At 62.5% G+C, this 12,243-nt stretch carries 8 protein-coding genes; 3 read left to right on the forward strand and 5 right to left on the reverse strand.

Annotated features, from left to right (window positions below):
* The 4 genes from LG30_RS0116760 to pheS are packed head-to-tail and all read right to left on the reverse strand — an operon-like array spanning window position 1 to window position 7,674.
* Window positions 1–3,936 (reverse strand): ATP-binding protein, encoded by a 3,936-nt coding sequence (locus tag LG30_RS0116760; protein WP_033131849.1) that lies wholly within the window; start codon window positions 3,934–3,936, stop codon window positions 1–3.
* Between the two features lie 54 nt (window positions 3,937–3,990).
* Window positions 3,991–4,287, reverse strand: coding sequence for an integration host factor subunit alpha (ihfA, locus tag LG30_RS0116765; protein ID WP_005300715.1), 297 nt, complete (start codon window positions 4,285–4,287; stop codon window positions 3,991–3,993).
* A gap of 3 nt (window positions 4,288–4,290) precedes the next feature.
* Window positions 4,291–6,678 carry a phenylalanine--tRNA ligase subunit beta gene (gene pheT, locus LG30_RS0116770; RefSeq protein WP_033131842.1) on the reverse strand — a complete coding sequence of 796 codons (2,388 nt, stop codon included), beginning with the start codon at window positions 6,676–6,678 and terminating at the stop codon, window positions 4,291–4,293.
* A gap of 12 nt (window positions 6,679–6,690) precedes the next feature.
* Window positions 6,691–7,674 carry a phenylalanine--tRNA ligase subunit alpha gene (gene pheS / locus LG30_RS0116775; protein WP_033131843.1) on the reverse strand — a complete coding sequence of 328 codons (984 nt, stop codon included), beginning with the start codon at window positions 7,672–7,674 and terminating at the stop codon, window positions 6,691–6,693.
* Between the two features lie 560 nt (window positions 7,675–8,234).
* Here pheS and LG30_RS0116780 point away from each other — a divergent pair.
* Both LG30_RS0116780 and LG30_RS0116785 read left to right on the forward strand, forming a co-directional pair.
* Window positions 8,235–9,086, forward strand: a complete 852-nt coding sequence (locus LG30_RS0116780) for an aldo/keto reductase (RefSeq protein ID WP_033131844.1) — start codon at window positions 8,235–8,237, stop codon at window positions 9,084–9,086.
* 48 nt (window positions 9,087–9,134) lie between these two features.
* Entirely contained in the window at window positions 9,135–10,124 is a 990-nt protein-coding gene (locus LG30_RS0116785) for an aldo/keto reductase (RefSeq protein ID WP_033131850.1), read from the forward strand.
* Window positions 10,125–10,183: 59 nt separating this feature from the next.
* On the opposite strand, the gene LG30_RS0116790 is transcribed toward LG30_RS0116785, so the two are convergent.
* Window positions 10,184–11,077 carry a LysR family transcriptional regulator gene (locus LG30_RS0116790; RefSeq protein WP_033131845.1) on the reverse strand — a complete coding sequence of 298 codons (894 nt, stop codon included), beginning with the start codon at window positions 11,075–11,077 and terminating at the stop codon, window positions 10,184–10,186.
* A gap of 341 nt (window positions 11,078–11,418) precedes the next feature.
* Here LG30_RS0116790 and LG30_RS21030 point away from each other — a divergent pair, with 341 nt between their 5' ends.
* On the forward strand, window positions 11,419–12,087 hold the full coding sequence (locus tag LG30_RS21030; RefSeq protein ID WP_152599353.1) for an alpha/beta hydrolase: 669 nt from the start codon (window positions 11,419–11,421) through the stop codon (window positions 12,085–12,087).
* Window positions 12,088–12,243 lie beyond the last annotated feature (156 nt).

Here is a 12,243-nt window from a genome sequence, read left to right on the forward strand (position 1 = left end):
TCATGTTCTCTTGTTCAGTTGCCGACAGACCTCATCCACGGCCTCTGTCAGCGGCTCAATCAAGGGGTGTTCAGGATCCTGCTGCCAGGTTTCGATGACCTGTACCAGCTGGCTGGCCCCCACCATTTTGGCGGCCCCCTTCATCTTGTGTAAAGCAGTCTTGAGGGCTGTCCCATCCCCTTGTGTGACACAGCGCTCAATGTCGGCCAAATCCTGCCTGGTCGATGCCAGATAGAGGCTGACAAGCTCGGGGCTGAGCGGGATCAACGTGCTATCGGACCGACCTACGGCATCTTCCTCCTGCGCGATCGCAAGCTCGCCCCCCTGGCCGGAGACGCTACGCAGCAAGATGGCCAGATCATTCAACAGGACCGGCTTGTCCAGATGACCGTGACAACCGCAGTCGGCCAGCCGCTCTGCCGCCTGCTCGCTCAAGTCGGCGGTGATCACATAGACCGGCAGATGCTGCCAGGCCGCAGAGCCCCGCAACTGCTTGCACAGCTCGGCGCCGTCCATTACCGGCATCTGCAGGTCGGTTAGCACCAGATCGACCGACTCGTGCTGCAGGATCTCGAGCGCCAGACGACCGTTGGCGGCGCTCAGTACCCGGGCACCCAACTGGCTGAGCTGCATGCTGATCAATACCCGATTCACCTCGTGATCTTCCACCAGCAAGACGCACATGCCTGCACCCGGCAGGCTGGTCATCTCCTCGGGCCCCTGGCTGAGCCTGGGTTGCAACAGGGTGACCACTGAGCCCGGGATCCAGGGCTCGTCCTGCCAGTACCAGTGGCGCAGGCCCCGCTCATCCACCGTGGCGCTCAGGCAGGGCCCGGTCGGTGTTTCCGTCACCCCTACCTCGCGCAGCCAGCTGCGCATGTAGTCAAGCTCCTCACCCACCAGTTGCAGGCAGATCTCGCGCACCCTTGGCTGCCAGGGAGATCCCTCCTGCAGGGGGCGCAGGGGCAAGGTGCAGCGGAAGCGGCTGCCGCCATGGGCCAGTGACTCGACCCCGATGGTGCCTCCCATCTGCTCCATCAGCTGACGGCAGATGGCAAGCCCGAGCCCGGTGCCCTGCGCCCTCGTCTGACCCGGCGCCTCCCCCTGTTCGAAGGGCAGGAACAACCGGGGCAACAACTCGGCACTGATGCCGGGCCCCTCGTCATCCACCCCGCACGCGATCCACTCCCCCTGGCGCCGCGCCCATATCACCACCTCGCCAACCGAGCTGAACTTGATGGCATTGGAAATCAGGTTATGCAGCACCTGCTGCACTCGATGGGGATCGAGCTCCATCAGTGCCGGCAGCGCGGGATCGAGTGCGAGGCGCAGTTGCAACCCCTTGGAGCGCGCCTTGGACCAGTGCACCGCCGCCACGTGCTCGCACAGCTCCACCAGATCGGTTGGCTGGGGCGAGAGCCGCAGCTGGCGCGTCTCGTTGCGGCTAAAATCGAGCACGTCGTTGAGCAGCCCCAGCAACTCGTTACCCGCTTGCCTGACGTGGGTCAGCGCCGATGCCTGCTCCGGCGAGAGTTCGGTCTGATCGAGCCACTCCAGCAACCCCAGAATGGCGTTCATGGGGGTGCGGATCTCGTGGCTCACGGCAGCGAGGAAGCGTCCCTTGGCGAGCACGGCCTGCTGGGCCTGCTCGTGTGAAATCTGCAGCGCCTTCTCCTGCTCGACCCGGATGGTCACATCCTGTACCACCCCATAGATGCGCCATCCCTCCCCCTGACGACGGCCCCGACCGGAGAACTGCAGCCAGCAGGTGCCCTTGGTCGGATGGCGATAGCGCAGCAGATGGGCAAAGGGGCGCCCCATCTGCAACATGGTCAGCATGGGCGCCCGCATCTCCCGCCTGTCCTGGTGTGCCAGCCGGGTGAGGGTCTCGTTGGGATTGAGCCGGATCTGCTGGCTGGCCAGCCCCAGCAGCTCATAGCTGCCGCGACTGACAAACTCCACCCGGGAGATGGCGCCCCTGTGCAGGGTGAACTGGAGCACCACCCCGGGCACCGTATTGGTGAGGGCGCGCAGACGGCGCTCCGCCTGGCGCAGCAACCGGGTGCGTTCGCGCAGGGCGCTGATGTCGGACAGGGCGATGAGATCGCCGGCCGGCGCCTGCTCCCCCAACCGCAGCGGGATCTGGGCGTAGGAGAAGATCTGCTCGCGCAGGGCAAACTCCCCTTCCGCCCCTTGCAACTGGGGCGCAGGCAGGACCAGGGCGGCGGAGTAGCGCGCCTCCAGCCGCTTGGCCCGCTTGTTGCGCTTGATGATCTCCCCCTGCGCATTGCGCAGGAACACCGGCACGGGCAGCGCCTGGAACAGGGACTCCCGGAACTTGCTCTCCAGCGCCAGCGCCTGTTCGGCCTTGCGCCGCTCCCTTGCCTCCTGGGCCAGTTGCTGACGGGAGCGCCAGACCGACCAGATCACGGCCGCGCTGACGAGCAGCGCCAGCAACACCGAGCCGAGCCAGAAGCCGTAACTGACCCCCTCCTGCTGGGTGAGGATCAGCCGGCGCCAACGTTGGACCAGTTCATCCACCTGCCGATCGTTGATGGTCATCAGGCTCTGCTCGATCACCCCCGCCAGCCTGGGTTGATCAGATCGGATGGCAAACCCCAGCCCGAAGGTCTGGGGCAGCTCCTTGATGGTCAGCTCGCTCAGCTGGTTGTTGCGCAGCGGATACTGCAACTGATATAGCTCGGCCAGCATGGCCTCCGCCTTGCCGTCCTGCACCGCCGCCAGCCCCTGCACCAGATCGTCGGCCTCCACCCATTCATGTTGCCCGAAGAGGGCGAGCAGGCTGGTGTCATACAGCATCTTGGGCACCACCACCTTGCCCTTGACCTCGGCAAGGGACTGATGAGCGATGCGCTTGCGGCTGATCAGGGCGTAACGACTCATGGCCACGGTACGGGTGAAGTCGAACTCCGCCTCCAGCGCCGGAGACTCCAGCAGGCCGGCCATCATGACGGCCTCCCCGCTGCGCAGCTTGGCCAGCGCCTCCTCCTTGCTGGCCACCGGAATGAGCTCGAAATCCAGCCCGGTCTGCCGGCTCACCCGCCGCAGCACGTCGCCGCTCCAGCCGACGAGATCCCCTTGCTGATTGACGCCGCTATAGGGCATGAACCCGGGATCCGCCACCAGCTTGATGGTGCGGGCGTTGCCGATAAGCCAAGCCTGCTCCTTGTCGTTGAAGTGCAGCGGATTGATGTCCTGCTCGCTCTGGGGCAGATAGCGCCCCAGATCCCGATAGAGACTGCCCGGCGGCAGGAAACGGATCGCCGTGTCCACCAGTTGCAGCAACTCGGGTCGATCGCGCATCATCAGCCGGTAGCCGATCACCAGATCGTCGCTGCGCAGGCGCCGCAGGCGTAGCCCCTCGTCCGGGTATTCGCGCATCAGGTAGCGCAGTTGCAGATAATCCCCCAGATAGGCGCTGCCCCTGCCTGCGATCAGCGCCCCATACCAGTTATCGGCATCGGTCAGCTCCTGCTGGGATGAAAGGGGATAGAGCCGCTTGAGGGTCTCCTGTGCCTGCCAGATGGGCGATACCAGAAAGGTGGCGTGCTCGAGCTCCCCCTGATAGAGGATGGCGGACTCCGCTTCCAGCATGGCCCGGCTCAGCGCCATGCCCGGCAGCGTCTGTAAGGAGGGGCCGACATGGGGGATGAGATCGCAACGCCCGTCGAGCAGCCCCTGCTCCACCGCCGACCAGTTGGGCAGCTTCTCGAAGCGCAGGGGTACCGGCAGTTGCTGTGCCAGCCGCTTCATCTGATCGATGAGCAATCCCCCCTGTTTTTCCAGATAGGGAGGGCGCTGCAGGGCGGGATAGCAGAAGGTCAGTTCGCTGAGTGAATCGACATACGCCTGGGTCTCAGACGACAGGGGAAGCACGGCGGCGCGCAGTGGCAAGGCCAGCAGCGCCCCCAACAGGAGGAGTATTTTTCTCATCGAAACGCAAAAGCCAGGCGGTTGCCTGGCTTTCTATTACTCGTTGGGTTCAACATTTTCTACCCTGGCCTTGAGCTTCTGGCCAGGCCGGAAGGTCACCACCCGCCGGGCGCTGATGGGAATATCCTCGCCCGTCTTGGGGTTACGTCCGGGACGCTGGTTCTTCTCGCGAAGATCGAAGTTACCGAAGCCTGAAATCTTGACTTGTTCACCGCGCTCAAGCGCCTGTCTGATTTCCTCAAAGAAGGCTTCCACCATATCTTTGGCTTCACGCTTGCTCATCCCGAGTTGGGTGAACAGGTGCTCTGCAATGTCGGCTTTGGTAAGCGCCATAGATCAATCCCTCAAGGATGCATTCAACTCTTCACCGAGGGCCCGCACGACATTGTCTACGGTCTCGGCAATCTCTTTCTCCTCCAGGGTGCGCTGGTTGTCTTGTAAAACTAGACTGATGGCCAGGCTCTTCTTGTCCTCTGCCATACCAGCACCCTGGTATACGTCGAACAAGTTTATTCCAACTAACTGATTTCCGCCAACTTTTTTAATTACTGCGAGCACATCACCGGCCAGAACCTGGTGGTCAACCACCACGGCGATGTCGCGGCGGTTGGCCGGGAAGCGGGAAACTTCGGCCGCAACCGGCACCTTGGCGGGGATCAGCTTGTTCAACTCCAGCTCGAACATGATGGCACGGGTCTTGAGACCCAGCTTCTTCTCGAGGCTCGGGTGGATCACGCCGATATGGCCGATGACGGCGCCGTTGCGCAGGATGACCGCGCTCTGGCCCGGGTGCAGGGCACTGTGCTCGGTGCGCTCGAAGCTGAAGGTTGCCCCTTCGGCGGTGAGATCCAGCACGGCTTCCAGATCCCCTTTCAAATCAAAGAAGTCGCTGCCACGGCTCTTGATGTCCCAGTGCTCGTCGCTCTGGTTGCCGGTGATGATGCCGGCCAGCATGGGCTCCTGACGGATGCCGTTCTCGGCGCTCTCGTCTTTGATGAAGCGCAGGCCCTGCTCGAACAGACGCACACGACCTTGCTGACGGTTCTGGTTGTAGACCACCGCCTGCACCAGCCCCGGGAACAGGGAGACGCGCATGGCGGACATCTCGACCGAGATGGGGTTCGGCAGCACGATGGCGTCGCTCTGCGGGAACAGGGTCTGCTGGGCCTTGGGATCCACGAAGCTGTAGGTGATGGCTTCCTGGAAGCCACGGTCCACCAGCAAGTCGCGCACCCGCTTGAGGGTCACCTGACCTTCCGCCTGCTCGACCATGGCCAGAGAGGCCGCCGGTTTCAGGTTCGGGATGTTGTTGTAGCCGTAGATACGGGCCACTTCCTCGATGAGGTCTTCCTCGATGGCGATGTCGAAACGCCAGGACGGCGCCAGTGCGGTCCAGCCATCGGCTTCTACCGTCACCTGCATGCCGAGGCGAGTCAGGATCTCGAGTACCTGGGCATCGCCCACGCTGATGCCGATCACCTTGTCGAGCTTGGTGCGGCGCAGCTTGATGGGGGCAGCCTTCGGCAGATGAGCGTCAGACTTGACCTCGACCACCGGGCCCGCTTCGCCGCCGCAGATGTCCAGCAGCAGACGGGTGGCGCGGTCCATGACCTTGGCTTGCAGTTGTGGATCCACCCCACGTTCGAAGCGGTGGGAGGAGTCGGTGTGCAGGCCATAGGCACGGGCGCGGCCGGTGATGGAGAGCGGCGCGAAGAAGGCACACTCCAGCAGCACGTCGGTGGTCTCGGTGGACACACCGGTACGCTCGCCGCCGAAGATGCCGGCCATGCAGGCAGGGCCTTTGCTATCTGCGATTACGAGCGTGGTCTCTTTGAGCTTGACCTCGTTACCGTCCAGCAGGGTCATGGGCTCGTCGGCCTTGGCACGACGTACCACCAGCTCCCCGTCCAGCTTGGCCAGATCGAAGGCATGCATCGGCTGACCATATTCCAGCAGCAGGAAGTTGGTGATGTCGACGATGGCATCGATGGAGCGAATGCCGCCACGGCGCAGCTTCTCTTGCATCCAGAGCGGGCTCTGGGCGTGCAGATTCAGCCCCTTGATGACACGGCCGAGGTAACGGGGGCAGTCTGCCGGCGCATCGACCCGGATCGGGAAGCTGGCGTCTATGGTGGCAGGCGCCGGAGTCCAGCTCGGCTCGACCACGTCGACGCTGTTGAGCACGCCGATCTCGCGGGCAAGCCCTGCAATCCCGAGGCAATCGGCCCGGTTCGGGGTCAGATCCACGTCGATCGCCACGTCATTGAGATTGAGGTAGTCGCGAATGTCAGTGCCGATAGGGGCATCGGCCGGCAGCTCTATGATACCGTCCGCTTCCACCTCGATGCCGAGCTCACTGAAGGAGCAGAGCATGCCGTGGGACGGCTGGCCGCGCAGCTTGGCCTTCTTGATGGTGAAATCGCCCGGCAGGGTCGCACCCACTTTGGCCACGCAGACCTTGAGGCCGGTGCGGCAGTTCGGCGCGCCACAGACGATGTCCAGCAGATCGCTCTCGCCCACGTTGACCTTGGTCACCCGCAGCTTGTCGGCGTCCGGGTGCTGGGCGCACTCGACCACTTCACCGACCACGACATTGTTGAACTGACCGGCCACCGCCTCGATGGCGTCCACTTCCAGACCGGCCATGGTGATCTGTTCGGCCAGTGCGTTATCACTCAACTCGGTGCGGACCCACTCCATCACCCAGGATTTACTGAATTTCATGTTCTCTCGCCCTTACTTGAACTGCTTGAGGAAGCGCAGGTCGTTTTCGAAGAAGGCACGCAGGTCGTTGACCCCGTAACGCAGCATGGTCAGGCGCTCAACGCCCATGCCGAAGGCAAAGCCGGAGTATTTTTCCGGATCGATGCCGACCGAACGCAGCACGTTCGGGTGCACCATGCCGCAGCCCAGCACTTCCAGCCACTTGCCGTTCTTGCCCATCACGTCCACTTCGGCGCTCGGCTCGGTGAACGGGAAATAGGAGGGACGGAAACGGATGGTGAGATCTTCCTCGAAGTAGTTGCGCAGGAAGTCGTGCAAGATCCCCTTCAGCTCGGTAAAGCTGGCATGTTCGTCTACCAGCAGGCCTTCGACCTGGTGGAACATGGGGGTGTGGGTCATGTCGTAGTCGTTACGATAGACGCGGCCCGGCGCGATTATGCGGATCGGCGGCTGTTGCTGCTGCATGGTGCGGATCTGCACACCTGAGGTGTGGGTACGCAGCATCAGGTCCGGGTTGAAGTAGAAGGTGTCGTGATCGGTCCGGGCCGGGTGATGGGCCGGGATGTTCAGGGCATCGAAGTTGTGGAAACCATCTTCGATTTCGGGACCGCGCTCCACTTTGAAACCCATCTCGCCAAACAGGCGCTCGATGCGCTCGACGGTGCGAGTCACCGGGTGCAGACCACCGTTCTCGATGCGACGGCCCGGCAGGCTGATGTCGATGGTCTCGGCAGCCAGCTTCTGGTTCAGCTCCTGGGCGGCCAGCTCATCGCGGCGCGCGTTCAGGGCATCCTGAACCTGTTGCTTTGCCTGGTTGATCACGGCACCCGCGGCGGGACGCTCTTCGGCGGACAAGGCGCCGAGGGTCTTCATCTGCTCGGTAAAAAAGCCTTTTTTACCCAGATATTTGACCCGGATCTCGTCGAGGGTCGCAACGTCGTTGACGCCCTCAATTTCGGCCTTGGCCTGGCCGACTACTTCTTCAAGCTGTTGCATGTCTTCCTCGTCACCACTCCCGGAACAGGAGCCTGTTAGGCTAAATAAGGTCAAGAGGGGGATAATACAAAAAAAGCCCCTCGGCTGACCATAGTTAAGGTGGGCTTTTCTCCCGAGAAATCATTTTGTTATGACAAGCGGAGTCAGTGGCGACCAGACCCCTGTGCCTGACGGTCATTTTTGCAACGGCCATGCCCTGCCCGATCACGTTCTAGAATATAGTGCCAAATCAATATGATGGATTTTTTCTCCCCGGATTCCTGCCGCCAGCTTGCCGCTTCCCCCGCCAAGTCCCGTGTCTACCGGGCATTTCGTCTGCTCAAGAGCCGCGTCTGACGCTGGCGATGACCAACCGGGGCTGAGATAAGAGGGAGCATCCCCACCGCGAAGAGCCCTCCTCGTGAAGACGACAGCGAAAAAACTGGTGATTCGTCCGGTGCGATCCGGGTCGAGGCACGCCGATTGATGAGCCCGGTCGATAGGCCCTAGCGGATACCGCTATCTAATCCGATGAATGCTGCCGCGTTATGCTACCTGCACCGCACAGAGAGGATAACGTCATGCAAACAGTCCGATTGAACAACGGAAACGCCATGCCCCAGCTGGGTTTCGGGGTCTTTCAGATGACGGAGGCAGCCGAGTGCGAGCGGGCCGTCATCGATGCCATCGAGAGCGGCTATCGCCTCATCGACACCGCCGCCTCCTACCAGAATGAAACCGAGGTGGGCAACGGGATCAGGCGCAGCGGGATCGAGCGCGGCGAGCTGTTCGTCACCACCAAGCTGTGGCTGCAGGACGCCAGTTACGAGGGGGCCAAGGCCCAATTCGAGCGATCCCTGAACCGGCTGCAACTGGACCATGTGGATCTCTACCTCATCCATCAGCCCTACGGGGATGTGCATGGCGCCTGGCGCGCCATGGAAGAGCTCCATCGGGCGGGCAAGTGCCGCGCCATCGGGGTCAGCAACTTCCACCCGGATCGGCTGGCGGATCTCGTCGCCTTCAACCAGATCCCCCCTGCGGTCAACCAGATAGAGGTGAACCCCTTCCATCAGCAGCTGCACCCCGTACCCTGGATGCAGAGCCGCGGCATTATGCCCCAGGCTTGGGCCCCCTTTGCCGAGGGGCGCAACGGCCTGTTCCAGCACCCGCTGCTCGCGACCATTGGCGAGCGCCATGGCAAGAGCGTGGGCCAGGTCGTGCTGCGCTGGCTGCTGCAACGCGGCATCCCCTCCCTCGCCAAGACGGTGCGCAAAGGGCGAATGGCGGAAAACCTCGACCTTTTCGATTTTACATTGAGCGACGCAGAGATGTTGCAGGTAGCCGCCCTGGATACCGGTACCAGCGCCTTCTTCTCTCACCGGGATCCGGCCAGGGTGGAGTGGCTGACCGGCCGCCGGCTCGACGTTTAAACCCGCGAACACGACTCGAACACCAATAACCCATTGAGGAACTTGATGATGCAGACCCGTCTTCTTGGTCAATCCGGCCTGAGCGTCAGCACGCTCGGCCTTGGCTGCATGGGGCTGAGCCAGGGTTATGGCCCGGCCACCGATCGCCACCAGGCGATCGCCCTTATTCGCGCCGCCGTGGAGCGTGGCGTGACCTTCTTTGACACCGCCGAGGTGTATGGCCCCTATCTCAACGAAGAGGTGGTGGGTGAGGCCTTGAAACCGCTGCGGGATCGGGTGGTGATCGCCACCAAGTTCGGCTTCAACCTTGGCGATGACAGCCAACAACGGCCCCTCGACAGTCGCCCAGAGCATATCCGGGCGGCGGTCGAAGGCTCCTTGCGCCGCCTGCAGACGGAAGTGATCGATCTGCTCTATCAGCATCGCGTCGATCCCGAGGTGCCGATTGAAGAGGTCGCTGGCACGGTGAAAGATCTGATAGCCGAGGGCAAGGTCAAGCACTTTGGCCTGTCGGAGGCCGGTGCCCAGACCATTCGGCGAGCCCACGCGGTCCAACCGGTGACGGCGCTGCAGAGTGAATATTCCCTCTGGTGGCGGGAGCCCGAGCGGGAAATCTTGCCGCTGCTGGAAGAGCTGGGAATAGGTTTTGTGCCGTTCAGCCCGCTGGGCAGAGGCTTCCTGACTGGCGCCATCAAGACGGGTACGACCTTCGCGGCGGACGATTTTCGCAGCAAGGTGCCCCGCTTCGCCGCCGATGCGCTGGCGGCCAATGAGCGACTGGTGGCGTTGCTCCGTGCGCTGGCCGCACAAAGAGGGGTCACCCCGGCCCAGATCGCCCTCGCCTGGCTGTTGGCACAGAAACCCTGGATAGTGCCCATTCCCGGCACCACCAAGTTGCCGCGCCTCGATGAGAATCTGGGGGCGGCGCAGCTGGGGCTGACACCGGCGGAGCTTGCTCAGATAGCCGGCCTGCTCGAGCAGGTGCAGATCGTCGGAGATCGTTATCCGGCCGCGCTGCAGGCCCACGTCGGGCGTTGATGGCAAGATGGGCCTTGCTCGGGTCTGGCGATTATCGTCAATCCTTGCTGGCAAGGCCCTCATTGCCCATGACGCAGCGCCTCAATCAGGAGTGCAAAGGCGGGGGTGTGCTGCTTGCGACTCGGGTAGTAGAGATGATAACCCGCGAAGGTGGGGCACCAATCGGCCAGCACCTGCACCAGGGTCCCCGCCCCCAAGGCCCCTTGCACCATGTCTTCCGGCACACAGGCAAGCCCCAGTCCCTCCTCGGCGGCCTCGATCCGCTCGCCCAGCAGATTGAGGATCAGCTGGCCCTCCACTCTTACCCGCAATGGCTTGCCGCCTTGTTCGAACTCCCAGTGATAGAGGCCGCCAGCGGTGGGCAGGCGCATGTTGATGCAGCAATGATGCGACAGCTCATGGGGCGTCTGCGGCGTGCCCCGGCTCGCCAGATAGGCGGGAGCGCCGACCACCACCATGCGTATGTCAGGCCCTATCCGCACCGCCACCATGTCCTTGTCGACGCTCTCCCCCAACCGGACACCCCCATCGAAGCGCCCGGCAACGATATCGACGAAGCCGTTGTCGACCACCAGCTCTACCTTGATCTGCGGGTGGGCCTTGAGAAAGGGTTTGAGCTTCGGCCACAGCAGGCTACGCACCGCATGCTCACCGGCGGAGAGGCGCAGGTTGCCGGTGGCGGTACCGTTGATCTGAAGGATGGCCCCCAGCGCCAGCTCGAGATCCGCCAGGCGGGGCTCCAGGCAGGCGATGATCCTCTCTCCCACCTCTGTAGGCGCCACACTGCGGGTGGTACGTGTCAGCAGACGCATATTCAACCGCTCTTCCAGCGCCTTGATGGCATGGCTCAGGGCGGATTGGGAGACCCCCAGTTTGCTCGCCGCCCGGGTGAAGCTTCGCTCTCTCGCAACGGCCAGAAAGAGCTGGAGTTCATTGAAGTTTTCTTTCAGCACGCACTTTTCCTTGAGTGATCACCGAGTGAGCCCGCAATAAACAACATGGCTGTGGATGCCACGTCATCCCTTCCCTCTTGAAAGGTGAGAACAGGCATCGCCGAACCTTGTCGTCGTCGACCTGATGATTGAGCATGAGCTGGGACGTCAATCTCCGGCACCATGCCACCCATGACCTTTTGCCGGGGTGGATGCGGGGTGGCTGGCATGTTAGCAAGCTTGCCACCAGATCAAAAACCGCGTGCAGGCCAGCCGCGACTCACTGGATTGGCCGTCACTATACTGGTGTACTGTCAACGACCCACAAGTGGCCGCCTGGTTACCACGAGGAGAACGGCACCATGAACGAACAACCCACCATCATTCTGGTTCACGGCTTTTGGGGCGGTGCCATGCACTGGCGCAGAGTCATCACCCAATTGTTTCGACACGGTTTTACCCAGTTGCATGCGGTTGAGCTGCCCCTGACCTCGTTGGCTGAGGATGCCGAGCGAACCCGCAAGATGGTGGCGCAGCAGGCCGGTCCCGTGCTGCTGGTCGGTCACTCCTACGGCGGCGCCGTGATCACCGAGATGGGCGACATGCCCAACGTCATCGGCCTGGTCTATATCGCCGCCTTCGCTCCCGATGCGGGTGAGAGCCCAGGCACCATTACTCATGCCAGCCCACCGGTAGCCATGGCCAACATAGTCCCCGACAGTGACGGTTATCTCTGGCTAAAGCAAAGCGAGTTTCACGCCAGTTTCTGCCAGGATCTCACCCCGGAAGAGGCGCAGGTGATGGCCGTCACCCAGAAGGCACCACTGGGTTCCACCTTCGGCAACAACATCCAGGCGCCGGCCTGGCAGCAGAAGCCGAGCTGGTACCAGATCTCCAGCGAAGACCGCATGATAAGCCCGGATAACCAGCAACGGATGGCGGCGCGGATCCAGCCACGCAAATGCATCACGCTCACGGCCAGCCATGCGTCTCTGGTCTCAAGCCGACGAGGTGACAGCCCTCATCATTGAAGCCGCCACCCAGACGAAATGAACCCTCTTTCGCGGCGCCTCCCCCGATGGCGGGCGGTAGCGCCGCTGCTCATTCAGACATACAAGGGCGTGGCCAATGGCTACGCCCTTAACTTTGGCTCTGTCCCAATTACGTGTTGAAAGGCTAACCTTGAA

Source organism: Aeromonas aquatica, assembly GCF_000764655.1.
Lineage (GTDB): Bacteria > Pseudomonadota > Gammaproteobacteria > Enterobacterales > Aeromonadaceae > Aeromonas > Aeromonas aquatica.